The organism is Nonomuraea terrae (assembly GCF_044465245.1).
In the GTDB taxonomy this organism is placed as follows: domain Bacteria; phylum Actinomycetota; class Actinomycetes; order Streptosporangiales; family Streptosporangiaceae; genus Nonomuraea; species Nonomuraea terrae.
Window position 1 is genome coordinate 632489 of record NZ_JBITLL010000008.1, and the last position, 24507, is coordinate 656995.

Annotated in this window: 27 protein-coding genes; 4 read left to right on the forward strand and 23 right to left on the reverse strand. The window is 69.8% G+C overall.

All coding sequences use genetic code 11. From position 1 onward, the window contains the following. Positions 1 to 69 precede the first annotated feature (69 nt). The 13 genes from nuoK to ACIBP6_RS41475 form a co-directional block, all read right to left on the reverse strand. The gene (nuoK, locus tag ACIBP6_RS41415) at positions 70 to 366 is read right to left on the reverse strand and encodes an NADH-quinone oxidoreductase subunit NuoK (protein ID WP_132329277.1); all 297 of its coding nucleotides are present in this window, start codon (positions 364 to 366) and stop codon (positions 70 to 72) included. Beyond that, entirely contained in the window at positions 363 to 1163 is an 801-nt protein-coding gene (locus ACIBP6_RS41420; RefSeq protein ID WP_397060013.1) for an NADH-quinone oxidoreductase subunit J, read from the reverse strand. Before ACIBP6_RS41420 ends, nuoK begins: the two co-directional genes overlap by 4 nt. After that, the gene (gene nuoI / locus ACIBP6_RS41425; protein ID WP_132608809.1) at positions 1156 to 1671 is read right to left on the reverse strand and encodes an NADH-quinone oxidoreductase subunit NuoI; all 516 of its coding nucleotides are present in this window, start codon (positions 1669 to 1671) and stop codon (positions 1156 to 1158) included. The genes ACIBP6_RS41420 and nuoI overlap by 8 nt, the downstream gene beginning before the upstream one ends. Beyond that, positions 1658 to 2959 carry an NADH-quinone oxidoreductase subunit NuoH gene (gene nuoH, locus ACIBP6_RS41430; RefSeq protein ID WP_397060015.1) on the reverse strand — a complete coding sequence of 434 codons (1302 nt, stop codon included), beginning with the start codon at positions 2957 to 2959 and terminating at the stop codon, positions 1658 to 1660. Before nuoH ends, nuoI begins: the two co-directional genes overlap by 14 nt. After that, positions 2956 to 5331 (reverse strand): NADH-quinone oxidoreductase subunit G, encoded by a 2376-nt coding sequence (locus ACIBP6_RS41435; RefSeq protein ID WP_397060017.1) that lies wholly within the window; start codon positions 5329 to 5331, stop codon positions 2956 to 2958. The genes nuoH and ACIBP6_RS41435 overlap by 4 nt, the downstream gene beginning before the upstream one ends. After that, positions 5328 to 6617: an NADH-quinone oxidoreductase subunit NuoF gene (gene nuoF / locus ACIBP6_RS41440; protein WP_397060019.1), complete on the reverse strand. Its 1290-nt coding sequence runs from the start codon at positions 6615 to 6617 to the stop codon at positions 5328 to 5330. Before nuoF ends, ACIBP6_RS41435 begins: the two co-directional genes overlap by 4 nt. Next, the gene (gene nuoE, locus ACIBP6_RS41445; RefSeq protein WP_397060021.1) at positions 6614 to 7270 is read right to left on the reverse strand and encodes an NADH-quinone oxidoreductase subunit NuoE; all 657 of its coding nucleotides are present in this window, start codon (positions 7268 to 7270) and stop codon (positions 6614 to 6616) included. The genes nuoF and nuoE overlap by 4 nt, the downstream gene beginning before the upstream one ends. Further along, positions 7267 to 8592: an NADH-quinone oxidoreductase subunit D gene (locus ACIBP6_RS41450; protein WP_397060023.1), complete on the reverse strand. Its 1326-nt coding sequence runs from the start codon at positions 8590 to 8592 to the stop codon at positions 7267 to 7269. Before ACIBP6_RS41450 ends, nuoE begins: the two co-directional genes overlap by 4 nt. Beyond that, positions 8589 to 9284 (reverse strand): NADH-quinone oxidoreductase subunit C, encoded by a 696-nt coding sequence (locus tag ACIBP6_RS41455; RefSeq protein WP_397060025.1) that lies wholly within the window; start codon positions 9282 to 9284, stop codon positions 8589 to 8591. Before ACIBP6_RS41455 ends, ACIBP6_RS41450 begins: the two co-directional genes overlap by 4 nt. Beyond that, on the reverse strand, positions 9281 to 9832 hold the full coding sequence (locus tag ACIBP6_RS41460; RefSeq protein WP_132608802.1) for a NuoB/complex I 20 kDa subunit family protein: 552 nt from the start codon (positions 9830 to 9832) through the stop codon (positions 9281 to 9283). Before ACIBP6_RS41460 ends, ACIBP6_RS41455 begins: the two co-directional genes overlap by 4 nt. A gap of 2 nt (positions 9833 to 9834) precedes the next feature. After that, positions 9835 to 10230 (reverse strand): NADH-quinone oxidoreductase subunit A, encoded by a 396-nt coding sequence (locus ACIBP6_RS41465; RefSeq protein WP_111175515.1) that lies wholly within the window; start codon positions 10228 to 10230, stop codon positions 9835 to 9837. Between the two features lie 64 nt (positions 10231 to 10294). Further along, a complete protein-coding gene (locus ACIBP6_RS41470; protein ID WP_132608801.1) occupies positions 10295 to 11533 on the reverse strand; it encodes a geranylgeranyl reductase family protein in 1239 nt (412 codons plus the stop codon). A 557-nt stretch (positions 11534 to 12090) separates the two neighbouring features. Beyond that, positions 12091 to 12807, reverse strand: a complete 717-nt coding sequence (locus tag ACIBP6_RS41475) for a demethylmenaquinone methyltransferase (RefSeq protein ID WP_397060027.1) — start codon at positions 12805 to 12807, stop codon at positions 12091 to 12093. A gap of 103 nt (positions 12808 to 12910) precedes the next feature. On the opposite strand from ACIBP6_RS41475, the gene ACIBP6_RS41480 reads away from it, so the two are divergent. Beyond that, positions 12911 to 14116 carry a hypothetical protein gene (locus tag ACIBP6_RS41480; protein ID WP_397060029.1) on the forward strand — a complete coding sequence of 402 codons (1206 nt, stop codon included), beginning with the start codon at positions 12911 to 12913 and terminating at the stop codon, positions 14114 to 14116. Here the strand turns inward: ACIBP6_RS41480 and ACIBP6_RS41485 are convergent. Then, positions 14113 to 14331 (reverse strand): DUF4229 domain-containing protein, encoded by a 219-nt coding sequence (locus ACIBP6_RS41485; protein WP_397060031.1) that lies wholly within the window; start codon positions 14329 to 14331, stop codon positions 14113 to 14115. The genes ACIBP6_RS41480 and ACIBP6_RS41485 overlap by 4 nt on opposite strands. A 256-nt stretch (positions 14332 to 14587) precedes the next feature. Here ACIBP6_RS41485 and ACIBP6_RS41490 point away from each other — a divergent pair, with 256 nt between their 5' ends. After that, complete coding sequence (locus tag ACIBP6_RS41490; RefSeq protein ID WP_026214226.1) at positions 14588 to 14809, forward strand: BldC family transcriptional regulator; 222 nt, start codon at positions 14588 to 14590, stop codon at positions 14807 to 14809. A gap of 196 nt (positions 14810 to 15005) precedes the next feature. Here ACIBP6_RS41490 and ACIBP6_RS41495 read toward each other — a convergent pair whose 3' ends face one another. After that, positions 15006 to 15248 (reverse strand): hypothetical protein, encoded by a 243-nt coding sequence (locus ACIBP6_RS41495; RefSeq protein ID WP_397060033.1) that lies wholly within the window; start codon positions 15246 to 15248, stop codon positions 15006 to 15008. 10 nt (positions 15249 to 15258) lie between these two features. Continuing rightward, a complete protein-coding gene (locus tag ACIBP6_RS41500; RefSeq protein WP_397060035.1) occupies positions 15259 to 16248 on the reverse strand; it encodes a hypothetical protein in 990 nt (329 codons plus the stop codon). A gap of 138 nt (positions 16249 to 16386) precedes the next feature. Here ACIBP6_RS41500 and ACIBP6_RS41505 point away from each other — a divergent pair, with 138 nt between their 5' ends. Continuing rightward, complete coding sequence (locus ACIBP6_RS41505; protein ID WP_132608795.1) at positions 16387 to 16680, forward strand: PLD nuclease N-terminal domain-containing protein; 294 nt, start codon at positions 16387 to 16389, stop codon at positions 16678 to 16680. A 15-nt stretch (positions 16681 to 16695) separates the two neighbouring features. Here the strand turns inward: ACIBP6_RS41505 and ccsB are convergent, their stop codons facing one another. The 6 genes from ccsB to ACIBP6_RS41535 all read right to left on the reverse strand — a co-directional run bounded on the left by ccsB (position 16696) and on the right by ACIBP6_RS41535 (position 22171). Continuing rightward, positions 16696 to 17652: a c-type cytochrome biogenesis protein CcsB gene (ccsB, locus tag ACIBP6_RS41510; protein WP_397060037.1), complete on the reverse strand. Its 957-nt coding sequence runs from the start codon at positions 17650 to 17652 to the stop codon at positions 16696 to 16698. After that, on the reverse strand, positions 17642 to 19201 hold the full coding sequence (gene resB, locus ACIBP6_RS41515) for a cytochrome c biogenesis protein ResB (protein ID WP_397060039.1): 1560 nt from the start codon (positions 19199 to 19201) through the stop codon (positions 17642 to 17644). Before resB ends, ccsB begins: the two co-directional genes overlap by 11 nt. Continuing rightward, the gene (locus ACIBP6_RS41520; protein WP_397060041.1) at positions 19201 to 19923 is read right to left on the reverse strand and encodes a cytochrome c biogenesis CcdA family protein; all 723 of its coding nucleotides are present in this window, start codon (positions 19921 to 19923) and stop codon (positions 19201 to 19203) included. The genes resB and ACIBP6_RS41520 overlap by 1 nt, the downstream gene beginning before the upstream one ends. Continuing rightward, complete coding sequence (locus ACIBP6_RS41525; protein WP_397060043.1) at positions 19916 to 20488, reverse strand: TlpA family protein disulfide reductase; 573 nt, start codon at positions 20486 to 20488, stop codon at positions 19916 to 19918. The genes ACIBP6_RS41520 and ACIBP6_RS41525 overlap by 8 nt, the downstream gene beginning before the upstream one ends. 71 nt (positions 20489 to 20559) lie before the next feature. Further along, positions 20560 to 21201: a histidine phosphatase family protein gene (locus ACIBP6_RS41530; RefSeq protein ID WP_132608790.1), complete on the reverse strand. Its 642-nt coding sequence runs from the start codon at positions 21199 to 21201 to the stop codon at positions 20560 to 20562. 49 nt (positions 21202 to 21250) lie between these two features. Further along, the gene (locus ACIBP6_RS41535) at positions 21251 to 22171 is read right to left on the reverse strand and encodes a LysR family transcriptional regulator (RefSeq protein WP_397060045.1); all 921 of its coding nucleotides are present in this window, start codon (positions 22169 to 22171) and stop codon (positions 21251 to 21253) included. A 184-nt stretch (positions 22172 to 22355) separates the two neighbouring features. Between ACIBP6_RS41535 and ACIBP6_RS41540 the strand changes: the two genes are divergently transcribed. After that, positions 22356 to 23204, forward strand: coding sequence for an EamA family transporter (locus ACIBP6_RS41540; protein ID WP_397060047.1), 849 nt, complete (start codon positions 22356 to 22358; stop codon positions 23202 to 23204). 3 nt (positions 23205 to 23207) lie between these two features. Here ACIBP6_RS41540 and hemL read toward each other — a convergent pair whose 3' ends face one another. Next, a complete protein-coding gene (hemL, locus tag ACIBP6_RS41545; RefSeq protein WP_397060049.1) occupies positions 23208 to 24497 on the reverse strand; it encodes a glutamate-1-semialdehyde 2,1-aminomutase in 1290 nt (429 codons plus the stop codon). Positions 24498 to 24507: the final 10 nt, after the last annotated feature.

Sequence of the window (24507 nt, forward strand, 5' to 3'; positions counted from 1 at the left end):
CAGGCGTTGCCGATCACTCCGCCGGTGTGCTGGACGATCTCAGCGAGTTGAGATTCCACCAGTCACCTCTTAGTACTTCAGCAGGTTGGCGTCGTCAACGGACGCGGACCTGCGGGTTCGGAAGATCGTCACAATGATGGCCAGGCCGACCACGACCTCGGCCGCGGCCACCACCATCACGAAGAACGCGATGATCTGGCCTTCCAGGTTGCCGACCTGCCTGGAGAAGGTGACGAACGCGAGGTTGCAGGCGTTGAGCATGAGCTCCACACACATGAACACCACGATCGCGTTGCGCCGGATCAGCACGCCCATGGCGCCGATGGCGAACAGCAGGCCGGAAAGGATGAGGTAGTGCGTCGTCACTTGGTCACCTCATTGCTGCTCTGCTCTGCCTCGGTCTGCGGGACGTTCTCCTCGGCCGTATGCCGGATGGCCTCGGCGAGCTCCGGGTCCTGGGGCAGCCGGCCGTGCTCGACGTCGTAGCGTGCGATGTAGCGGTTGACCGAGGACTCGGCGGCCGAGCCGTCGGGCAGCCGCGCGGGCATGTCGACCGCGTTGTTGCGCGCGTACGTGCCGGGCCCCGGCAGCGGCGACGGGTGGTCGCCGCGGAAACGGGCGCGGGAGAGGTCCTTCTGCGTCGGCTTGTCGGTGAGCTGCTCGCGGTGCGCCAGCACCATCGCGCCGAGCGCCGCGGTGATCAGCAGCGCCGAGGTGATCTCGAACGCGAAGACGTACGTGGTGAACAGCTCGGTCGCGATCGAGCGGATGTAGCCGCCGCCCTGCTCCGTGACCGTGGTCAGCCCGACCTGCGGCGCGAAGACCACGTTGCCGATGGCCACGACGATGAGCACCACGAACCCGAGGCCCGCGAGGATCGCCCAGAAGCGCTGACCCTTGAGCGTCTCGACGAACGAGTCGGACGAGTCGACGCCCACGAGCATGAGCACGAACAGGAACAGCATCATGATCGCGCCGGTGTACACGATGATCTGCACGGCGGCCAGGAACGGCGCGTCCTGCACCGCGTACAGGACCGCCAGGCAGAGCATCACCGTGCCGAGCATCAGCGCGGAGTAGACGGCCTTCCGGTTGAAGACCATGCCGAGTGCGGCGCCGACGGAGACGACGGCGAGCACCCAGAACGTGATGGTCTCACCCATTGGTCCGCCCCAGCCGGTAGTAGTCCTCTTCCGTCTCACCGAGCCGCATGGGGTGCGGCGGCTGCTCCATGCCGGGCGTCAGAGGCGCGAGGAGCATCTCCTTGGTGTAGATGAGGCTCTCGCGATTGGTGTCGGCGAGTTCGTACTCGTTCGTCATGGTGAGCGCGCGGGTCGGGCACGCCTCGATGCAGAGCCCGCACAGGATGCACCGCAGATAGTTGATCTGGTACGTGCGCCCGTAACGCTCGCCCGGCGAGTAGCGCTCGTCCTCGGTGTTGTCCGCGCCCTCGACGAAGATCGCGTCGGCGGGACACGCCCAGGCGCACAGCTCGCACCCGACGCACTTCTCCAGCCCGTCAGGCCAGCGGTTGAGCTGGTGACGCCCGTGGAAGCGAGGAGCCGTCGGCTTCTTGACCTCCGGGTAGTTCACCGTGACGGGCTTCTTGAACATCGTGTGGAAGGTGACCCCGAAGCCCTTGACGGGGTTCAGCCAATCAGTTAGTCCCACTGGGAATCTCCTTGTGCTGCACCCCGTGGTAGTGCGGCAGGTCGAGCGGCGGCACAGGGAATCCGCCGGCCGTCGGCTCGTTGGACAGTTCCTCGAACTCGGCGTCCACCTGTGCCTTCTGCGCCTCCTTGCGCCGCTGGTTGACGGTGTCGAACCGCAGCCAGATGGCCAGCGCGCCGATCACGATCACCCCGGCGAGCCCGAGCCCGATCATCCGGTCGCCCTCGTTGACCACGAGGTTGCGCACGGCGGCCACGAGCAGGATCCAGGCCAGGTTGACCGGGATCAGCACCTTCCAGCCCAGCGACATCAACTGGTCGTAGCGCACGCGCGGCAGCGAGGCCCGCACCCACACGATGAAGCTGAAGACCAGCACGAACTTGATGAAGAACCACAACACCGGCCACCAGCCGACGTTCGCGCCCTCCCACAACGAGATCGGGAACGGCGCCCGCCAGCCACCCAGGAAGAGCGTCACGGCGATGCCCGAGGCGGTGAAGGTGTGCAGGTACTCGCCCATCATGATCAGGGCGAACTTCAGCGACGAGGAGTACTCGGTCTGGAAGCCGCCGACCAGCTCGCCCTCACCCTCGGGCAGGTCGAACGGGATGCGGGCGGCCTCACCGAACATGCACACCACGTAGATGAGGAACGAGGGGATCAGCAGCACCGCGAACCAGGTCTGCTCCTGCGCGGCCACGATCTCCGACGTGGACAGCGTCCCGGCGAACAGGAAGATCGCCACGAACGACAGGCCCATCGCGATCTCGTAGGAGACCACCTGGGCCGCCGACCGCAGACCGCCGAGCAGCGCGTACGGCGAGCGCGACGACCAGCCGGCCAGCACCACGCCGTAGACGGAGACCGCGCCCATCGCGAGCATGAACAGCACCGCGACCGGCAGGTCGACCAGCTGCAGCGGCGTCTGCACGCCGAACAGGTTGACCATCGGCGCGAACGGCACGATCGAGAACGCCAGGAACGCCGGCACCACCATGATCACCGGTGCGAGCAGGTAGAGCACCCGGTCCACGGTCGTCGGGAAGATGTCCTCCTTGAGGCCCATCTTCAGACCGTCGGCCGCGGACTGCAGGAGACCGAACTTGCCCGCCCTGTTCGGGCCGCGCCTGTTCTGCATCCAGGAGATCAGCTTACGCTCGTACCAGACGCCGAACAGGATGCCCAGCATCAGGAAGGCGAACAGCATCACGGCCTTGATGATGGTGATCCACAGCGGGTCCTTGCCGAAGTCGGCGAGGGTGGGATCGGCCGCGAGTACGTGTTTCATGAGGCGCTCCCGATGGTGACGATGTCGCCGGCCACCGCGCGCAGGTCACGGGTGACCGAGCAGCCGCCGGAGTTCGCCGGCACCCAGACCACGCGGTCGGGCAGGTCGGCGACGCGCAGCGGCAGCGTCACGATGCCGCCGACGACGAGCTTGTCGCCGTCGGTGACGCCGAGCTCGGCGGCCGTGCTCTCGGAGAGCAGCGCTTCGGCGGGGCGGGCGGTGCCCGCGAGGTACGGCTCGCCGTCCTGCAGCCTGCCCTCGTCGAGCAGCTGGTGCCAGGTGGCCAGCAGCGCCTGGCCGGTCTCCGGCACCTCCGGCGAGCGGCTCAGCACGCTCGGCGCCGGGACGCGGCTGCCGCGCCAGGAGCCCAGGGTGGACAGCTCGCGCCGGACCGCCTTGGCGTCCGGCAGGGCCAGGTGGACGTCCATCCGGTCGGCCAGGTTGACGATCACGGCCAGGTCGGACTGCAGGCCGGGCACCTTCAGCGGCGCCTCGAACGAGCGGCCCCTGCCCTCCCAGTTGACGAACGTGCCGCCCTTCTCCTGCACGGCGGCCACGGGCAGCACCACGTCGGCGCGGTCGGTGACGGCGCTGGCACGGATCTCCAGGCTGACGATGAACGGCGTGTGCTCCAGCGCGTCGAGCGCCTCACCCGGGTCGGCCAGGTCGTACGGGTCGACGCCGGCCACGACCAGCGCGTCGATCTCGCCGTCGCGGGCGGCGGCCAGGATGGCGGAGGTGTCGCGGCCCGGCGTGGCGGGCAGCGAGGCGACGTTCCACAGCCGGGCGACCTCGGCCCTGGCGGTCTCGTCGTCCACCGGGCGGCCGATCGGCAGCAGGTTGGGCAGCGCGCCGGCCTCGATCGCGCCGCGCTCACCGGCCCGGCGCGGGATCCAGGCGAGCCTGGCCTCGGAGGCGGCGGCGAGGCGGACGAGGGCGGACAGCGCACCGGGGACGGTGGCCAGCCGCTCGCCGGCGAGCACGATCGTGCCCGGGGCCAGCGTGCCGACCAGGTCGCCGATGGCGTCGGCCTCGGCGCCGGGGGCGGTGCGGATGAGCGTGCCGCCCATCTTCTCCAGCCCGGGGGTGGCGAACGGCGCGATCGCGGTGACCTTCAGGCCCTTCTTCATCCACGCCTTGCGCAGGCGCAGGAAGACGATCGGCGACTCCTCCTCGGGCTCGAACCCGACGAGCAGCACGTGGGGGGCGTTCTCGAGGTCGGCGTAGCCGATCTCGATGCCCTTGCCGGCCACCGCGTGCGCCAGGAACTGCGCCTCCTCGGCGGAGTGCGGCCTGGCGCGGAAGTCGACGTCGTTGGTGCCGAGGGCGATGCGGGCGAACTTGGCGTAGGCGTAGGCGTCCTCGACCGTGACCCGGCCGCCGACCAGCACGCCGGCCTTGCCGCGGGCGTTGGCCAGGCCCTGCGCGGCCACCGTCAGCGCCTCCGGCCACGAGGTGGGCACGAGCACGCCCTCCTCGTTGCGGACCAGCGGCTGCTTGAGCCGGTCGGGCTGCGTGGCGTAGGTGAACGCCCAGCGGCCCTTGTCGCAGTTCCACTCCTCGTTCACCTGCGGGTCGTTGCCCGCCAGGCGGCGGGTGACCCGGCCGCGCCGGTGGTCGGTGCGCATGCTGCAGCCGGAGGCGCAGTGCTCGCACGCGCTCGGCGTGGAGACCAGGTCGAACGGGCGGGCGCGGAAGCGGTAGGCGGCGCCGGTGAGCGCGCCCACCGGGCAGATCTGCACCGTGTTGCCGGAGAAGTAGGAGTTGAACGGCTTACCGTCGGCCGTGCGTACCTGCTCCTTCGCCCCGCGCTCGAAGAACTCGATGAGCGGGTCGCCCGCGATCTGGTCGGAGAAGCGGATGCAGCGCGCGCACTGGACGCAGCGCTCGCGGTCGAGCAGCACCTGCGTCGACAGCGGCAGCGGCTTGGGGAAGGTGCGCTTCTGCTCCTGGAACCGGGACTCGCCGCGGCCGTTGGACATGGCCTGGTTCTGCAGCGGGCACTCGCCGCCCTTGTCGCAGACCGGGCAGTCGAGCGGGTGGTTCAGCAGCAGGAACTCCATCGCCGCCCGCTGCGCCTTCTCGGCCACCGGGGACGTGAGCTGGGTCTGCACCACCATGCCCTCGGCGACCTCGATGGCGCACGACGGCTGCGGCTTGGGGAAGCCGCGGCCGTTGCCCGCGTCGGGGATGTCGACCAGGCACTGGCGGCAGTTGGCCGCCGGGTCGAGCAGCGGGTGGTCGCAGAACCTGGGGATCTGGATGCCCAGGAGCTCGGCGGCCCTGATGATCAGAGTGCCCTTGGGGACACTGACCTGGAACCCGTCGATGGTCAGGGTCACCAGGTTCGTTTCGGTCTCTACGACGGTCACTGCTCACCCCAGAGAGTGGACTTCTTCGGGTCGAACGGACAGCCGCCGATCTCGAAGTGCTTGAGGTACTCCTCGCGGAAGTACTTCACCGAGGAGTGGATCGGGCTCGTCGCGCCGTCACCCAGCGCGCAGAACGAGCGGCCCAGGATGTTGTCCGCGATGTCGGTGATCGTGGACAGGTCCTCTTCGGTGCCCTGACCGGCCTCCAGGCGCTTGAGCACCTGCTTGAGCCAGTACGTGCCCTCGCGGCAGGGCGTGCACTTGCCGCAGGACTCGTGGGCGTAGAACTCCGTCCAGCGCAGCACCGTGCGGACCACGCAGGTGGTCTCGTCGAAGATCTGCAGCGCGCGCGTGCCGAGCATGGAGCCCTTGGCGCCGACCGCCTCGAAGTCGAGCGGCACGTCGAGGTGCTCGTCGGTGAAGATCGGCGTCGAGGAGCCGCCCGGGGTCCAGAACTTGATCCGGTGCCCCTCGCGGACGCCGCCCGCCATGTCGAGCAGCTCGCGCAGCGTGATGCCGAGCGGGGCCTCGTACTGGCCGGGGCGGGTGACGTGGCCGCTGAGCGAGAAGATGCCGAAGCCCTTGGACTTCTCGGTGCCCATCCCGGCGAACCAGTCGGCGCCCTTGCCGATGATCGAGGGAACACTCGCGATCGACTCGACGTTGTTGACGACAGTGGGCGAGGCGTACAGGCCCGCCACGGCCGGGAACGGAGGCTTGAGCCGGGGTTGACCACGGAAGCCCTCGAGCGAGTCGAGCAGTGCCGTCTCCTCGCCGCAGATGTAGGCGCCCGCGCCGCTGTGCACGACCAGCTCCAGGTCGAAGCCGGAGCCGAAGATGTCCTTGCCGAGATACCCCTTCTCGTACGCCTCCCGCACGGCCGCGTGCAGCCGGCGGATGACGTGCAGCACCTCGCCGCGCACGTAGATGAAGGCGTGGTTGGCGCGGATCGCGTACGACGTGATGATGATGCCCTCGACCAGCGAGTGCGGGTTGGCCATCATCAGCGGGATGTCCTTGCAGGTGCCCGGCTCGGACTCGTCGGCGTTGACGACCAGATAGTGCGGCTTGCCGTCGCCCTGCGGGATGAAGCCCCACTTCATGCCGGTGGGGAAGCCCGCGCCGCCGCGGCCGCGCAGGCCGGAGTCCTTCACGGCCTGGATGACCGCGTCGGGGTCCATGCCCAGGGCCTTGCGCGCCGCGGCGTACTCGCCGTAGGCGTCGATGGTGAAGGAGTCGGGCTGGTCCCAGTTGGCGGTCAGGACCGGTGTCAGCGTCGTGCTCATGCCTCGGGGGCCTTCCATCCGTTGGCCTTGGCGACCTTCAGGCCCTCAAGCGACGCGCCGGCGGCCGAGGGGCCCTCGCCCGCGCGGTCGTCGGGCAGGCCGGCCAGCACGCGCGAAGCCTCCTTGAAGGTGCACAGCCCGTTCGGGCCGCGCGTGGGGCGCACTTCCTTGCCGGCGCGCAGGTCGTCGACGAGCTGCTTGGCCGACTCGGGGGTCTGGTTGTCGAAGAACTCCCAGTTGACCATCATGACCGGCGCGAAGTCGCAGGCCGCGTTGCACTCGAGGCGCTCCAGCGAGATCTTGCCGTCGCCGGTCGCCTCCTCGTGGCCGACGCCGACGTGCTCCGTCAGCTCTTCCCAGATCTGGTCGCCGCCCATGACCGCGCACAGCGCGTTGATGCACACGCCGACGTGGTAGTCGCCGGCGGGCTTGCGCTTGTACATGGTGTAGAAGGTCGCCACGCCGGTGACCTCGGCCTTGCTGAGGCCCAGCATCTCGGCGCAGAACTCCTGCCCGTCGTCGGAGACGTAACCGTCCTCCGACTGCACGAGGTGGAGCAGCGGCAGCAGGGCGGACCGCGTCTTCGGGTAGCGGCCGATGATCTCCTTGGCGTCCTGCTCCAGACGCTCACGGACTTCCGGTGAGTAAGTCACCGGTCCACACCTCCCATGACGGGGTCGATAGAAGCCACCGCGGCGATCACGTCGGCGACCTGGCCGCCCTCCGCCATCGCGGGGAAAGCCTGCAGGTTGCAGAAGGACGGCTCGCGGAAGTGCACGCGGAAGGGGCGGGTGCCACCGTCGCTGACCACGTGGGCGCCGAGCTCGCCCTTGGGCGACTCGATGCTGGCGTACGCCTGCCCGGCCGGCACCCGGAACCCCTCGGTCACCAGCTTGAAGTGGTGGATGAGGGCCTCCATCGAGGTGCCCATGATGTGGGCGATGTGGTCGGGCGAGTTGCCCAACCCGTCGGGGCCGAGCGCGAGCTGCGCGGGCCAGCCGATCTTCTTGTCCTCGATCATCACCGGGTCGCCCTTGAGCGGACCGGCGATCCGGTCCAGGGCCTGCTCGATGATCTTGAGGGACTCCTCCATCTCCCTCATGCGCACGAGGTAGCGCGAGTACACGTCGCAGCCGCGCTCGGTGGCGACGTCGAACTCGTAGGTCTCGTAACCGCAGTAGGGCTGCGACTTGCGCAGGTCCCACGGCAGGCCGGCGGCGCGCAGGATCGGGCCGGTGACGCCGAGCGCCATGCAGCCGGTCAGGTCGAGGTAGGCCACGTCCTTCGTACGGCGCACGTAGACCGGGTTGGCGTCGAGGAGCTTGCGGATGTCCTTGATCCGCTTGGGCATCTCCTTGAGGAACTCGCCGACCTTGTCGACCGCGCCCGCGGGCAGGTCGACGCTCACGCCGCCCGGCCTGACGTAGGCGTGGTTCATGCGCAGACCCGTGATGTACTCGAACAGGTCCATGATCAGCTCGCGGTCGCGGTAGCCGAACAGGAACGGCGTGGTCGCGCCCAGCTCCATGCCGAACGTGCCCATGGCCACCAGGTGCGAGGAGATGCGGTTGAGCTCCATCATCATCACGCGGATGGCCTGCGCCCGCTCGGGGATGCGGTCGGTGATGCCGAGCAGCTTCTCCACGCCCATGCTGTAGGCGGTCTCGTTGAAGATCGGCGAGAGATAGTCCATGCGGGTCACGAACGTGGTGCCCTGCGTCCACGTCCGGAATTCCATGTTCTTCTCGATGCCGGTGTGCAGGTAGCCGATGACGCCGCGCGCCTCGGTCACCGTCTCGCCGTCGAGCGTCAGCACCAGCCGGAGCACGCCGTGCGTGGACGGGTGCTGGGGGCCCATGTTGACGACGAGCCGCTCTTCTTCCGTCTCGCGCACGCCGGCCACGACCTGGTCCCAGTCGGCGCCGTTGACCGAGTAGACCTTGCCCTCGGTGGCCTCGTCATAAGCGGTGCTCACGAGTAGCTCCTCCTGTGGTCGGGCGACGGGATGGTGGCGCCGCGGTATTCGACCGGGATGCCGCCGAGCGGGTAGTCCTTCCGCTGGGGGTGACCCTCCCAGTCGTCCGGCATCATGATCCGGGTGAGCGCGGGGTGACCGTCGAAGATGATCCCGAAGAAGTCGTACGTCTCACGCTCATGCCAGTCGTGACCAGGGTAAACGCCCACGGTCGATGGAATGTGCGGGTCGGCGTCCGGGCAGCTCACCTCCAGGCGCACGCGCCTGTTGTGGGTGATCGAGCACAGGTGGTAGACCGCGTGCAGCTCCTCGCCCGTCAGGTGCGGGTAGTGCACCCCGGAGACGCCGAGCGACAGCTCGAAGCGCAGGGCGGGGTCGTCGCGCATCTTCTGGCTGACCTCGACGAGGCGCTCGCGCTTGACGTGCAGGGTCAGCTCGCCGCGGTCGACGACCACGCGCTCGATCGCGTCGTCGAGCGCCAGGGCGTCGACGACCTCGTCGAAGTAGCTCCCGTACGGGCGGGGCGTCGAGACCTGCGGCGGGCGGCGGACGACGAGCCCGCCGTAGCCGGAGGTGTCACCGGAGTCCGTGGCGCCGAACATGCCCTGCCGGGCGATCGGCGGCTCCTGCGCCGCCGGCACCTCGGGGACCTGCGCGTCCGGGACCTCGGGGAGGTTGTCGGGCGAGGTCACTTCGCGGCCCCCTGATCGATCAGCGGCAGCGTGCGCAGCGCCTGCAGCTCGAGCTCCTCGATCTGCTTGGCGCGGTGCGCGCCGAACTTCATGTTCTGGATCTTGTCGTGCAGCTTCACGATCGCGTCGATCAGCATCTCGGGCCGCGGCGGGCAGCCGGGCAGGTAGATGTCGACCGGCACGACGTGGTCGACGCCCTGCACGATGGCGTAGTTGTTGAACATGCCGCCGCTGGAGGCGCACACGCCCATGGAGATGACCCACTTGGGCTCGGCCATCTGGTCGTAGATCTGACGCAGCACCGGCGCCATCTTCTGCGACACGCGACCGGCCACGATCATCAGGTCGGCCTGACGGGGAGACGCCGAAGCGCGCTCCATGCCGAAGCGCGCGAGGTCGTAGTGGGGGCCGCCGGTGGCCATCAGCTCGATGGCACAGCACGCGAGGCCGAACGTGGCCGGCCACACGGAGTTCTTCCGCGCCCACCCGGCGGCCGCTTCGACCGTGCTGAGGATGAACCCGCTGGGGAGTTTCTCTTCAAGTCCCATTTTCAGTCCCAGTCCAGACCCTTGCGGCGCCACACGTACGCGTAGGCGACGAGCACGGTGACGATGAACAGCAGCATCTCGACGAGCGCGAACAGTCCGAGGCCCGAGGAGAGCACGCGGCCGAGGTCGTCCGTCTGCGGAGCGAACGAGACGGCCCACGGGTAGAGGAAGATGATCTCGATGTCGAAGACGATGAAGAGCATCGCCGTGACCATGTATTTGAGCGGGAACCGTCCACCACCGACAGGCTGGGGCGTCGGCTCGATGCCGCATTCATAGGCGTCGAGCTTGGCGCGGTTCCAGCGCTTGGGACCGGTGAAGGGAGCGATGGCGACCGAGAAGATCGCGAAGCCCCCCGCGAGAACGGCGAGCACCAGGATGGGCACGTAAAGGTCCATCGCTACGCCTCCTCCGGAATCGCCGCGCGCGCGGGCGCGCAGCCGGATCTGTCAGTTCTGAGATTCATGCTGGTGGCGCGACCTTCGAGAGTGCGTTAATGATCAAGTCCGACGCATCGCCTCGCCGGTCCGTGAGGTTACCAAGGAGTTTGAGCGCGAAGCGCATCAGCCTCGGATGGGGTAGCCCGTGCCTGGTGCCGAAGCTCATGACACCGGGCTTCCCGATCGCCTCGACGAACCACCTGCCGAGGGTGAAGTATCCGCCGTAGGCGTCCTTCAGCACCTGGGGGTAGGTCCGCAAGATCCGCTCCCGCTGGGCGGGTGTGGTGCCCTTGAGAGCCTTGGCGATGATCTCGGCGGCGATCTCTCCGGTCTCCATGGCGTAGGCGATGCCCTCGCCGTTGAACGGGTTGATCGACCCGCCGGAGTCTCCCACGAGCATCAGGCCGCGCGTGTAGTGGGGTTGCCGGTTGAAGGCCATCGGGAGCGCGGCGCCGCGGATCGGGCCCGTCATGTTCTCCTGGGTGAAGCCCCACTCCTCGGGCATCGACCGGCACCAGCGCCGCAGCAGGTCGCGGTAGTCGATGTTCTTGAACTGCTCGCTCGTGTTGAGCAGCCCGAGACCCACGTTGGCGGTGCCGTCGCCGACGCCGAAGATCCAGCCGTAGCCGGGCAGCAGCGTGTCGGCGTCCCACAGCTCCAGCCAGATCTCGAGGTAGTCGTCGTCGTGGCGCGGGCTGTCGAAGTACGTGCGCACGGCCACGCCCATCGGGCGGTCCTCCCGCTTGTGCAGGCCCATGCCGAGGGCCAGGCGGGTGCTGTTGCCGTCGGCGGCGACGACCACGCGGCTGCGGAACTCGCGGCCGTCCTTCGTGGTGACGCCCACGATGTGGCCGCTGCGGTCGTCGAGGATCGGGCCGGTGACGGTGACGCCCTCCATGAGCCGCGCGCCGTTCTTGACGGCGTGGGCGGCCATGATCTGGTCGAAGTCCTGGCGCGTGCGGACGAGGCCGAAGTCGGGGAAGCGGTCGAGCTGCGGCCAGTCGAGCTCGAAGCGCATGCCGCCGCCGGCGATGCGCAGGCCCTTGTTCCTGACCCAACCGGGCGCGTCGACGTCGACGCCCATGTTGAGCAGCTGCTTGACGGCGCGCGGGGTCAGGCCGTCGCCGCAGACCTTCTCCCTGGGGAACCTGGTCTTCTCCAGCACCAGGACGTCGAGCCCGGCGGCGGCCAGGTAGAAGGCGCTCGCGGAGCCGGCCGGCCCTGCGCCGACGACGATGACGTCGGCGTCAACGGCGCTCATGATCGCGCCCGCTTCACCATGGGTGCGCCTGGACAGCGCTGTCTCGCGGCGGGCTCGTGCGCCTGGCGGGCGGCTGTTGGCACGGTCACTGGACTGTCCTGTCCCTACACGCTCCGAAGGCCTCGGGGTTTGGCGCCTTCGTTCCTTTGTGAACCCCTTCACAAACTTATCGGCCCGCAGTCTACTGCTTTTGCTGTACAAAGTGGCAGTCGGGGGGCTGGATCGTGATCAGAGGGGGTGGCGTGTCGCCTGTGCCACGCCATCATGATCATCTTTTCGGGTCGCACCGGTTCGCCGCGTCCGCGGAGCGTACGGCGGGCCGCGCCGGGCGGGTCCGCTTCACGTCGGGGACCCGCCCGGCCCGGCGGCGCCGATTGATTTCGCCGGGCGCGCCCGCTTTCGGTTATCCACGAGCGCGACGGCCATCCGGAAAATGATTGGCTTTTCAACTAGAGACGAAGACTCGCCGTCGCGGCGGGAAATTCCGCGCGTCGGCATGTCCCGCCCCGGTAATGCGGCCTGCCGGAAAAGAAGATTGTCGACGAACCGCGAAAACCTCAGGCGGGCTTGAAGCCGCGATGCAGCGCGACGATCCCCATCGTGAGGTTGCGCCAGGCGACGCGTTCCCAACCGGCCTGCTGGATGGTGCGCGCCAGCGTCGCCTGGTCGGGCCAGTCTCTGATCGACTCGGCCAGGTATTCGTAGGAGTCGTCGTTGGATCCGAACACCCTGGCCATCTTCGGCAGCAGCTTCATCAGATATTCGCGATAGACCAGATCGAACGGCGCGAACGTCACGTGCGAGAACTCGAGGATCACCAGACGCCCGCCCGGCTTGGTGACCCGCAGCATCTCGCGCAGCGCCTGCGCGGTGTCGTGGACGTTGCGCAGCGCGACCGAGATCGTCACCGCGTCGAACGCCTCGTCGGCGAAGGGCAGCCGCAGCGCGTCGCCCGCGACGAAGGGCACCCCCTCACCGGCCAGCGCGTTGCCGCCGTGGCGGCGCACGCCGGTGCGGAGCATGCCGAGCGAGAAGTCGGAGGCGATCGCCCGCGCGCCCAGCGTGGTGAACGCGTCGGTCGAGGTGCCGGTGCCGGCCCCCAGGTCGAGGACGACCTCGCCGGGCCCCGCGTCGACGGCGGCGGCCACCGCCTTGCGCCAGAGCCTGACCTGGCCCAGCGAGATCACGTCATTGACCAAGTCGTAGCGCCGGGCGGTGCGATCGAACATCGCGGCGACCTCATCCGGCTGTTTGTCCAACTGAGCGCGCGTCATGCCGACAGCCTATGGGGGCCGCGTCCCGGCCACGTCCCTTGCTATCAGGACAATCAACGGAAAGTAGCCACGACACTACGCAACGTCTGCTAGAAATTGGTGAATGCTTGCTCGTGTCGCCCTTGCGGCGTTCCTCGCCTCGGCCCCCGTCGCGCACACCCGCGTCGTCGCGGCCAACCCGGTCGACAACACGCCCCACGTGCTCGACGGCATCGTCAACGCCATCACCGTCGTCGGCCGCACCGTCGTCGTCGGCGGCTCGTTCAGCGAAGTGAGCGACGCCTCCCGCCGCACCGTCCACGCGCGGGCCAACCTCTTCGCCTACGACCTGAACACCGGCCGCATCCTGCCGGGCTTCGCGCCCAACGTGGGCGGCACCGTCCACGCGCTGGAGCCCGGCGACGGCGGCACCGTCTACGTCGGCGGCGACTTCTGGGGCGTCAACCACCGCGCGCCGCGGGCGCTGGCCCAGCTGCGCCTGACGGACGGCGCGACCGTGGCCGGCTTCGCGCCGCGCATCGGCGGCGGCATGGTCTCCTCGCTGGCCAGGCAGGGCGCCCGGCTCTACGCCGGCGGCGACTTCGTCAGCCCGCGCACCGCCCTGGCCAGGCTCGACGCGGCCACGGGCGCGCTCGACCCGACGTTCACCGTGACCCCGGGCAAGTCACTGTCGTCGCGGGTGAAGGTCTACGCGATGGCGCTCTCACGCGACCGGCTGGCGGTGGACGGCTCGTTCACCACGCTCGACGGCAAGTCGAGGCCGCAGGTCGGGCTCATCGACGTCAGCGGGCGCACGGCCAAGGTCGCCCCCTGGCGGACCGGCGCGTACGCCCGCACGTGCGACGAGGCGTTCCCCTCGTACGTCCGGGGCATCGACTTCTCCCCCGACGGGCGTTATTTCGCGGTCGTCACCACGGGCGGCACCAAGAGCGGGATGTGCGACACGACCGCCAGGTTCGAGACCTACGCCAAGGGCTCGGCCGTCAAACCGACCTGGGTCAACCACACCGGCGGCGACTCGCTCTACTCCGTCGCCGTGACCGGCGCCGCGGTCTACGTCGGCGGCCACCAGCGCTGGCTGGACAATCCGAAGGGCCGTGACTCGGCCGGCCCGGGCGCGGTGGCGCGGCCGGGCATCGGGGCCATTCATCCCCGCACCGGAAAGGCCCTGAGTTGGAATCCGGGGCGGGAGCGCGGCATCGGCGTGAAGGCGTTTTACACCCACAGTCGCGGACTACTTGTGGGTAGCGACACCACGCGGCTGGGACGGGAGTACCATGCCCGGATTGGCATGTTCCCCCTGCTCTAGTCGCTTTGCGGCTTCGGTCGGTCGATCTTGCCGCTGATGCGTTCGCTCACAGCGTCACGCTGTTTGGACAGCAGGACGTAGCTCGCCACCCCGCTGATCACAAACGACGCGATGATCAGCACGAAGGGGTTATGCAGGCCGAGCAGCAACAGCACCAAGAGGGTCACGCCAAACAGGCCGATCCGGCACAGTGTGTAAACGAGAACGGGACGCACACGTCGAGGTTACTCGGACCTGTGCACAGGTCGCTCTTCGCACCGAACGCGAGCACTGCTACTGTTCCCAGTTAGGGAGTTTCGTAAAGAAACACCCACGAGAGCCCCAAAGAGGCTCTATCATATAACAATCGGGCAGTCAGCTGATAACAACCCGTGATCTTTGTAGAAAACCACGGATAAATCAGGCTTCGCTCGACACACTGGTTACCTGTCCGCCCGCTGGCAGGAAGCGGGATGCGAGGGGGAGAGATTGGTGGAGAGTAGCAGCGAGCGTCTGCTGACCCCAGGAGAGGTTGCCGCCCTCTTCCGGGTAGACCCAAAGACGGTTACGCGCTGGGCAGCGGCAGGCCGCATCAGCAGTATCCGCACCCCCGGAGGGCACCGGCGCTTCCGCGAATCGGAAGTGCACGCCCTTCTCCGAGGCGAGGACGTTCTCACGGCCGACAGGCCTGCAGGTGAGTCCCCGCGCGTCTGACGTTCCGTCCAGCAGGTGATCCCGCGTCGGCGGGCCGTGCACAACGGTCCCGCCGCACGGGAGCAGCCACTGTCCCAGGATCACCGCTGGCGGGACCACTGTTCGTGTGCTTCCCGGCCACCACACCTCCGTACGGTGGAGCACGGGGCGGCGCCAACCGCCGACCGTGGCTGGCGCCTGTCCGGTTCCCTCTCGATCAGGCGTCTTCCTGTTCGGCCTTGTAGGCCAGGAACTCACGCTCCAGCTCGTCGTTCTCCTCCTCCCAGCGCTGGCGGCGCACCTGCGCCTCCTCCTCGGTCAGCGACTCCGGCAGCCACTGCTCGTAGTCGGGATCGCCGGGCTGGACCTCCACGTACGCGTTGCCGATCAGACGCCCGTCCTCGCTGGTCAGGCTCCGCGGCACGCGAAGGGTCCCGTCCGCGAGCCGGATGACGTACATGGCGGATCACCTAGATTCCGTAGCGCCGGTTGAAGAACAGCATGATGTCGAGCGCCATACGCGTGTCGCCCCCGAGCATGTCCACGAGGGCCGGGCGCTGGCGGGAGGCGATGGCGGCGAAGGCGTCGGCGAAGAACTCCTTGCGGCCGAGCCCGCCGCGCTGGCGGTGGAACGACGAGGCCAGCAGCGGCAGGGCCGCCTCGTAGAGCCGGACGAACTCCGGCGAGTCCGAGACCCACGTGCCGTACGCCGCGTCGATGTCGTCGATGGCGTGGCCGACCTCGTGCATCATCACGTCCGGCGTGGGTGAGGGCCGGTCCCCCACGACGATCTTGCGGTCGCCGTACGCGCCCGCGCAGATGTCCCAGGTCGCGCGGCCCGACGGGAGCGGCGCGCCGCGTAAGTAGCCCATGTCGTCGAGGTCGGGGACGCCGCCCGCACCGACGTAGATGCCCTCCAGCCCGTCGGCCAGCTTGTCCTTGAGCCGGTCGGGCAGCCGGGCCAGGCTCTCCACGGCGTGCACGACCTCGGGCGGCGGCGGGCCCAGCTGGGCGTCCCACTGCCGGTGCAGGACCTCCTCCAGCCGGCCGCAGTGGCGCAGGCCGTCGCCCAGCGATGGGGCCTCCGGCCGGTGCGGCCGGGCTTCCGCCGGCCGGTCGTCGAGCTCGAAGTCGTACCAGGTGTAGCCGGGGCGCTCGGTCACGGCCGCGGACAGCCGCTCGCGGCGCTCGCGGGGGGCGTCCCAGCCGACCCGCCGCCGTTCAGGAGGTTCCACCGCGGGACGGGCGCCGTTCAGCTCGCTCTCGCGCGGCCGGCGGCGCTGCTCCGGACCACCGCGCCCGCGCCCCGCCGTGCGCGCCTCCTGGCGCCTCTCACGGACGCTGGACCAGAACGAACGGTCGGCCTCGGGGGGCGCCTCGGTGCGGCGCGAGAACAGGTACGATCCACGCCGCCACCAACGACCGCGCCGATGTCGCCCTTTGTCCTGAGAAAAGGCCATCGCCACCTCTCCACGCCTCTGGAGCCCCGTGGACACCGCCGCATGGGTTTCCACCGTACGACGTGGATCTTCCGGTAGTCACCCGAAATGGGACATCGGACCGCACGATCAGTCCTGTGCATGGCTTACAGTTCGGGCATGGCAGGTGTTCTCATCGGACTGGCTCTGCTGGCCTTCTGGCTTTTCTCCCTCTTCGACGTGGTGACGACACCCGAAGACGAGGTACGGAACGTACCAAAAGCCCTCTGGATTCTCATCGTCGTTCTGATCCCGCTGCTCGGCGGCATGGTGTGGATGGCCCGCGGCCGTCCGCGGGCGCCGCGGCAGGCGTGGCCGGTCACCCCTGGCCCGGGCATGCCGAAAGGACCCGACGACGACCCTGATTTCCTCCGCGACCTCGAGCGCCGCATGCGCGGCGACGACGTGAGCTGACCCCTCCCCCAGGGGTCAGTCGACGTCGGCGTAGCTGTGCAGGCCGTCGATGAAGATGTTGACCCCGATCAGGTTGAACAGCAGGCAACCGAACGCCACGAGCTGCACGATCGTCGCCGCCCGGCCCTTCCAACCGGCCGTCGCCTTCGCGTGGAGGTAGGCGGCGTAGGCGACCCAGGTGATGAACGACCAGACCTCCTTCGGGTCCCACCCCCAGTAACGCCCCCACGCCCGGTCCGCCCAGAGCGCACCCGCGATGACGGCGAACGTCCACAGCGGGAAGGCGAAGACGATCGCCCGGTGGGCCACCCGCTCCAGATCGGCCCGTGACGGCAGGCGCGACATCCCGTCACCGCGCACGAGGTAGAGGATGCCGGTCACGCCCGCCAGCGTCAGCAGGCCGCTGGCCACGATCGCGGCGGTGACGTGGATGGCGATCCAGTACGAGTCGAGCGCCGGCACCACCGGACCGGCCGCGGTGTAGAAGATCTTCGAGGCCAGGCCGAGCCCCAGCGCGGCGGTCACCATGACGAAGCCGCCGAGGAACCGTACGTTGTGGCGGAGCTGGGTGGCGAGGAACGCGGTCACGGCGGCGAAGGAGATCGCGACCACGAACTCGTACATGTTGCCCCACGGCCATCGGCCGACGGCGAGGCCGCGGGTGACGATGGCGGCGAGGTTGGCGACCCAGCCGACCCAGGCCAGTACGAGGCCGGCCGTCCCGGCCACCGCGGCGAGACGCGGCGGCTCGGGCGCGGCGGGCACGGACGTGCTCCCGGTCTCCGGGAGCACGTCGGCCCCTGACGCGCCGACCGCGACCGGCTGCCTGGCGGCGCTCTTCGCGACCGCCTTGCCCGGTCGGACGCGACCGAAGGCCAGGTCCATCGCGAAAGCCACCATGGCGACGACGTAGAGCAGAACCGCGGCGACGACGAAAAGGTCGCTCACCTCGGCGAGTTGCTCAGCGGACATCCTTGTCTCCTGCTGATAGAACCTGGACGATCTCGGCGAACTCCTCGGTGAAGCCCGCCGCGGAGCCCTCCGTACGGGTCAGCCCACCCACGTCGACCCTGCCTTCGCCGACGCGGACGAAGACCCTGCGGCGGCGGATCATGAGCGAGGCCGCGATGGCGACGACGGCCGCGGCGGCGGACACCAGTGCGGGCACGCGTCCGGGGTCGTAGGCCGTCTGGAGCGTGATCCACTGCTTGACCCCGGTGAACTCGAGCTTGCCGAGGCCGTCGGGCAGCTGCACCGACTGGCCCACGGCCAGCGGCTTGGGCACGTCGTCACCCATGAGCAGCGGCTTGAGCTTCTTCATGTCCTCGGGCTCGGCCAGCGTGTAGACCGACTGCGGCTCGCCGGAACGCATGCCGAGGTCACCGGTGAAGGCGCCGAGGACCTGCACCTCGGGGTTGAGCTCCCCGGGGAAGGCAGAGGCGTATCGGCCGTCGACCAGCGGGACGCTGGTGGGCAGGAACTGCAGCAGGAACCCCAGCTGCCCCGGCTTCGCGTCGGGCACCTTGACCACGCAGCCCGAGGTCATCGTGGCCTTCTCCTCGATCAGGCAGGGCACGGCGCCCTCGAAGGCCACCTGCCCCTCCCCGTCGGTGACCCTGAAGAGGGGCGCGTAGCCGTTGCCGATGAGGTACGTCTGCGTGCCGTTGATCTCCAGCGGCTCGTTGACCTTGAGCGCGTAGTCGCGGGCGGGCGCCTGCGGCGAGTCGTTGACCTTGAGGTGGGCGGTGTAGTCGAGCGCCTGCCCCCGCTTGTCGCCGGTCACCTGGTAGGCCACGTCGAACTTGTCGAGCGTGAACGAGAACGGCTCCAGCGACTCGGCCGACACCTGGTTGCCCGGCATGAACCGGTCGTAGGCGGCCACGGTGTTGGCGAAACCGGCCCCCTCGACGACCAGGACGTTGCCGCGGTAGCCGAAGAGGGAGCCGGAGCCGATCGCGAGCAGGATGCCCAGCAGGGCGACGTGGAAGACGAGGTTGCCGGTCTCGCGCAGGTAGCCCTTCTCGGCCGAGACCCAGCCGTCGCCGGTCACGACGCGGAAGCGCATCTTCCGCAGCCGGCGGGCGACCTCCTCGACGCTCAGCTCGCCCTCGATGGAGGCCGAGTGGGGCAGGCGCGACAGGCGCTTGGGCGCGGCGGGCGGCTTGCGGCGCACCTCGCGCAGGTAGACCGCGGTGCGCGGGATGATGCAGCCGATCAGCGAGGTGAACAGCAGCAGGTAGACCGCCGCGAACCAGACGGAGGTGAACACCTCGAAGAGCTGGAAGCGGTCGTACCACTCGGCCAGCGTCGGGTTCTGCTCGTAGAGCCGGGCGACCTTGTCGGGGTCGACGCCGCGCTGCGGCACCAGCGAGCCGGGCACGGAGCCCAGCGCCAGCAGGAACAGCAGGATCAGCGCCGTCTTCATCGAGGTGAGCGTGCGCCAGGTCCAGCGCAGCCAGCCCACCGGGCCGAGCGCCGCCTGCTGGGGTGCCTGCTTCTTCGCCAGCTCCTGGACGCTCATCAGATCACCGGCTCGAAGGCGCCGATCAGTCCTTGCATGGCCGCGATCATCTCTCCCCAGAGCCCGCTCACCAGCAGCACGCCGACGGCCACCATCATGCCGCCGCCGATGCGGGTGATCAGGCGCGAGTGCTTGCGGATGGCGCGGAAGGTGCGCAGAGCCCTGCTGTAGGCCAGCGCCGCGGCCACGAACGGCAGCCCGAGCCCCAGGGCGTACGCGACGGCCAGGAGGGCGCCCCGTGCGGCGCTGCCCTCGTTGAGCCCGAGCGCCAGCACGACCGCCAGGGTGGGGCCGATGCAGGGCGTCCAGCCGAGGCCGAACACGACGCCGAGCAGCGGCGCGCCCGCGAGGCCCGCGGCCGGGACGCGATGGATGCGCACGTCGCGCATCAGCCCCGGCAGCACGCCGAGGAACGCCAGCCCGAGCAGGATGGTGAGCACGCCGAGGACGCGCGTGATGACGTCGGCGTTGCCCAGCATGACCGAGCCGAGGCCGCCGAACAGCGCCCCGCTGAGCACGAACACCAGCCCGAACCCGGCCACGAACAGTGCCGTCCCGAGCACCAGCCGCCCCCGCCTGGGGTCGGCGCTCATGCCGGTGACGTACGACAGATAGCCCGGCACCAGCGGCAGCACGCACGGCGACAGGAACGACACCACCCCGGCCAGCACCGCGATCGGCACGGCGAGCAACAGCGAGCCAGAGGCGACGACGTCACTCATCGCGCACCTTGGTCACCGTGTCGTACAGGTCGGTGTACTTGACCGCGCCCAGCGCCCTGGCCGCGATGCGGCCCTGCTTGTCGATGACCAGCGTGGACGGGATGGCCGCGGGCGGCACCGTGCCCTGGAACGCCAGCGCGACCTTGCCGGGCTGGTCGAAGATGTGGGGGTAGCCGGTCTGCTCGTTGCGCTCGAACGCCTTGGCGTCGGCCTGGCGGTCCTTGAAGTCGACGCCGAGGAACTGCACCCCGGTGTCCTTCGTCTTGGCCGCGACCTCCTTGAGCACCGGCGCCTCGGCCCGGCACGGGCCGCACCAGGAGGCCCAGAAGTTGAGCACGACGACCTTGCCCTTGTGCGCGGCGAGGGAGGCGGTGGAGCCGTCGAGGGTCGGCCCTTCGACGGGCGGCGCGGGTTTGCGCTCGGTCACGTCGAACACCTGCATCTTCCCGTCGCCCGCGACGAACCGGGTGTCACCCGCCTGCGGCTGGCCGCTCTGGCCGTCGGCACAGCCCCCGACCAGCGCGGAGACGGCCAGAAGAATGAGGGAGAGGGACTTGGCGCGCACGGAGGAAGATCTCCTTGTACTACAAGCGGTAGAGCTTGCAACTCTACCGGTGCCGCCGTACGCCCCGGACATCAGGCCCCGGGAAGGGTGCGACCCCTCTGCAGCGACGCGGCGGGCTCGCTGTAGCCGATGCTGACCAGGCGGTCGCCGTCGAACGTGAGCGTGGTGAGGCTGGCCAGGGTGCACTGCCGGCGCCGCGGGTCGTGCCAGAGCCTGCGGCCCTCGGCGGCGATCCTGATCGCCCAGATCGGCAGCTGGTGGCTGACGAGCACCGCTTCGTGCCCGCGCGCCTCGGCCCGCACGTCGTCGATCACCGACTTCATCCGCCTGACGATCACCGGGTAGGGCTCGCCCCAGGAGGGCCGGAGCGGATTCCAGAAATAGCGGTAGTTGCGCCAGTCGCGCAGCAGCGCCATGCCGCCGTCCGTCGCCAGACGGCCCTGCAGCAGATTGCCGGCCTCGATCAGCCGGGCGTCCTGCCGGATGTCGAGCCCCAGCTTGTCGGCCAGCGGGGTGGCGGTCTCCAGCGCGCGCTCGAGAGGCGAGCTGTAGAGGGCGACGATGTCGCGGCCGCCGACGGCCTTGGCGACCGTCTCGGCCATGAGCCTGCCGTTCTCCGACAGGTGGTAGCCGGGCAGCCTTCCGTAGAGGATGCCTCCTGGATTGTGCACCTCGCCGTGGCGCAGCAGGTGGACGACGGTGGTTTCAGCCATGGTGGGCACAGCCTATCCGCTCGCCCGGCCCGTGCGGCGGCGGCCCGGCTCAGGCGACGGCCCAGGAGTTCTCCTGTGTTCTGCTGGCCTCGGTCAACGCGTCGACCATGGCCCTGATCGCGGGCCGCCGCGCCGCGTCTGCGCGCCACACCGCGTAGATGCGCCGTGACTGGCGCGGGCGCAGCGGGACGAGCCTTACGCCGTCGGGCACGCAGTCGCGGCCCAGCCTCGGCACGATCGCGCAGCCGAGGCCCGCGGCGACCAGGGCGAGCTGGGTCGGGTACTCGTCGGCCATACAGGCGATCACCGGCTCCACCGAGGCGCTGCGCAGCGTGAAGACGAGCCAGTCGTGGCAGACCGTGCCGGGCGCGGAGCTGATCCACTGCTCGCCGCACAGGTCGCGCAGCTCGATCTCGCGCGCCCCGGCCAGCGGGTGGCTCACGGGCACCGCCACGTCGGCGATGTCGTCGAGCAGGATGGCCTTGGACAGGCCCTCGGGCATCGCGATCGGCCGGTTGAGCCAGTCCTGGACGATGCCGAGGTCGAGCTCGCCCCTCGACACCTCGCGCATCACCCGGTCGGGCTCGCGCTCGTTGAGCTGCACCCACAGGTCGGGGTGGCGCTGCTTGAGCTGGACGATGGCCGCCGGCATGAGGCCGCGGGCGGCCGTGGGGAAGGCCGCGACGTTGAGCCGGCCGACGACCTCGCCGCGCAGCGCCTCGAAGTCGGCCTCGGCGGTCTCGACCAGGGCCAGGATGCGCTCGGCGTGCTCGGCGAGCAGCCCGGCGGCGTCGGTGAGGCGCACGCCGCGGCCGTTGCGCTCCATGAGCCGGGCGCCGGTCTCGCGCTCCAGCTTGGCGATCTGCTGCGAGACGGCCGACGGCGTGACGCTGAGCGCGTCGGCCGCCGCCCCGACCGACCCGTACACGTGGACAGCGTGAAGCGCCTTGAGCCGGTTCAAGTCCAACATGTAAGCCAGCCTAAACGGTTTAGCGTAGAAAGTCTCGCTTGTGGTTGAATGTGTAGCGGATGAAAATAGTTGCATGCGAATCCGGAAGATGGAAAAGAAGCAGCACGGCACCGTCTCGTACCTGAAGGTCCTCGCCGAGCAGGCGCGCGAGCAGCGCATCCGTTACCAGAAGCCCACTCGCTGAGTGAGCCCCCGTCACCTCGCGCTCGCCGTCGCCCTCGCAGCGGCGTGGGGGTTCAACTTCGTGGTCATGCAGGCGGGTCTGCGGCACTTCCCGCCCCTGCTGTACGCGGGCCTTCGGTTCGCGATGGCGGCGTTCCCCGCCCTGCTCCTCGTCGGGCGGCCGGGAGTGCCGTGGCGGTGGGTCGCCGGGGTGGCGGCCACGCTCGGCGTGGGGCAGTTCGCCCTGCTGCTGGTCGGCATGCGGGCCGGCATGCCGGCCGGGCTGACCTCGCTCGTGCTGCAGGCGCAGGCGTTGTTCACCGTGGTGTTCGCGGTGACGCTGCTCGGTGAGCGGCTCACCGCCCGCCGCGTCACCGGGCTCGCCGTCGCCTTCGGCGGACTCGCCCTGGTCGCGTACGACTTCGGGGTGTCGGGGCCGGTCGGCGCGTTCGTCCTGTGCGTGGCCGCGGCGGCGGCCTGGGGGCTCGGCAACGTCGTCCAGCGGCGTGCCGCACCGCCCGACTCCCTGCGCTTCATGGTGTGGGTGAGCGCCCTCTCGGCGCCCCCGCTCCTGGTGCTGTCGCTGGCGCTGGAGGGCGTGCCGGTGCTGAGCCCGTCGTGGGAGGGCTGGCTCTCCCTCGTGTACGTCGCCTTCGTCGCCACGCTGGGCGGCTTCGGCGTGTGGGGCTTCCTGTTGCGCCGCTACGACGCCTCGACCGTGGCGCCGTACACGCTGCTGGTGCCGGTGTTCGGCATGTCATCGGCGGCGTTCGTGACCGGCGAGCCGCTGTCGTGGCTCAAGATCGTGGCGGCGGCGCTCATCGTCTCCGGCGTGCTCTACGCCGGCGCGCGGCCCCGCCGCCTGCGCTGAACCTCACAGAACGGCGGCCGCCGCCTTCGCCGCGGACGGCAGCGCCTCGGCCACCCGGCCGACCGCCTCGTCGTCGTGCGCGGCCGACAGGAACCATGCCTCGTACGCCGAGGGCGGCAGGTAGACGCCCTGCTCCAGCATCGCGTGGAAGAACGCGGTGAACGCGGCGGTGTTCTGGGTGCGGGCCTGGTCGTAGTCGGTGACCTCGGCGTCGGTGAAGAAGATCGAGAACAGGTTCCCCGCCCGCTGCAGCCGGTGCGGGACGCCCTCCGCCGCGAGCGCCTCGGACGCCGCCTGGCCGATCGCCAGCGCGGCGGCGTCGATCCGCGCGTACGCGTCGGCGTCGAGGTTGCGCAGCGTGGCCAGGCCGGCCGCGCAGGCCAGCGGGTTGCCCGACAGCGTGCCCGCCTGGTAGACGGGCCCCTCCGGCGCGAGGTGCGCCATGACGTCGGCCCGGCCGCCGAACGCCGCCGCCGGCAGCCCGCCGCCCATGACCTTGCCGAACGTCATCAGGTCGGCCTCCACCGGGTCGAGGCCGTACCAGCCGGCCGGGGAGACGCGGAAGCCGGTCAGCACCTCGTCGACGATGAGCAGCGCCCCGTGGGCCGTGCAGAGCTCGCGCAGCCGCGCGTTGAACCCGTCGCGCGGCGGGACGACGCCCATGTTGGCAGGGCACGCCTCGGTGATCACACACGCGACGTCGGCCGCCGCGAACGCCTCCTCGACCGCCTCGACGGAGTTGTACGGCAGCACGATCGTGTCGGCCGCCGACGCCCCCGTCACGCCCGGCGTGTCGGGCAGCCCGAACGTCGCCACCCCCGAGCCGGCCGAGGCCAGCAGCGCGTCGACGTGGCCGTGGTAGCAGCCGGCGAACTTGATCACCTTGGACCGGCCGGTGAAGCCCCTGGCCAGGCGGACCGCGCTCATCGTGGCCTCGGTGCCGGAGCTGACCAGGCGCACCTTCTCGATCGGGGCGACCCTGGCGACGAGCTCCTCGGCCAGCTCGACCTCGCCCTGGGTCGCGGTGCCGTAGGAGAACCCGTGGGCCACCGCGTCGGAGACGGCCTCGACGACCGCGGGATGGCGGTGACCGAGGATCATCGGGCCCCAGGAGCAGACCAGGTCGACGTAGCGGTTGCCGTCGACGTCGGTGATGTAGGGGCCCTGGCCCTCCGCCATGAAGCGGGGCGTCCCGCCCACCGCGCCGAAGGCACGCACGGGCGAGTTGACGCCGCCCGGCACGATCGCGCGGGCGCGGGCGAACAGTTCCTCGGAGTTGTGTGTACGGCTCACCTGATCCAGG

Bases quoted from the DNA above. Each gene is read 5' to 3' on its own strand.
- resB (WP_397060039.1), bottom strand. From the start codon at position 19,201: ATGAGCGTCCAGGAGCTGGCGAAGAAGCAGGCACCCCAGCAGGCGGCG.
- ACIBP6_RS41460 (WP_132608802.1), bottom strand. From the start codon at position 9,832: ATGGGACTTGAAGAGAAACTCCCCAGCGGGTTCATCCTCAGCACGGTC.
- ccsB (WP_397060037.1), bottom strand. From the start codon at position 17,652: ATGTCCGCTGAGCAACTCGCCGAGGTGAGCGACCTTTTCGTCGTCGCC.
- ACIBP6_RS41480 (WP_397060029.1), top strand. From the start codon at position 12,911: ATGCTTGCTCGTGTCGCCCTTGCGGCGTTCCTCGCCTCGGCCCCCGTC.
- ACIBP6_RS41500 (WP_397060035.1), bottom strand. From the start codon at position 16,248: ATGGCCTTTTCTCAGGACAAAGGGCGACATCGGCGCGGTCGTTGGTGG.
- ACIBP6_RS41475 (WP_397060027.1), bottom strand. From the start codon at position 12,807: ATGACGCGCGCTCAGTTGGACAAACAGCCGGATGAGGTCGCCGCGATG.
- ACIBP6_RS41530 (WP_132608790.1), bottom strand. From the start codon at position 21,201: ATGGCTGAAACCACCGTCGTCCACCTGCTGCGCCACGGCGAGGTGCAC.
- ACIBP6_RS41465 (WP_111175515.1), bottom strand. From the start codon at position 10,230: ATGGACCTTTACGTGCCCATCCTGGTGCTCGCCGTTCTCGCGGGGGGC.
- ACIBP6_RS41470 (WP_132608801.1), bottom strand. From the start codon at position 11,533: ATGAGCGCCGTTGACGCCGACGTCATCGTCGTCGGCGCAGGGCCGGCC.
- nuoF (WP_397060019.1), bottom strand. From the start codon at position 6,617: ATGAGCACGACGCTGACACCGGTCCTGACCGCCAACTGGGACCAGCCC.
- ACIBP6_RS41420 (WP_397060013.1), bottom strand. From the start codon at position 1,163: ATGGGTGAGACCATCACGTTCTGGGTGCTCGCCGTCGTCTCCGTCGGC.
- nuoH (WP_397060015.1), bottom strand. From the start codon at position 2,959: ATGAAACACGTACTCGCGGCCGATCCCACCCTCGCCGACTTCGGCAAG.
- ACIBP6_RS41535 (WP_397060045.1), bottom strand. From the start codon at position 22,171: ATGTTGGACTTGAACCGGCTCAAGGCGCTTCACGCTGTCCACGTGTAC.
- ACIBP6_RS41520 (WP_397060041.1), bottom strand. From the start codon at position 19,923: ATGAGTGACGTCGTCGCCTCTGGCTCGCTGTTGCTCGCCGTGCCGATC.
- ACIBP6_RS41495 (WP_397060033.1), bottom strand. From the start codon at position 15,248: ATGTACGTCATCCGGCTCGCGGACGGGACCCTTCGCGTGCCGCGGAGC.
- ACIBP6_RS41505 (WP_132608795.1), top strand. From the start codon at position 16,387: ATGGCAGGTGTTCTCATCGGACTGGCTCTGCTGGCCTTCTGGCTTTTC.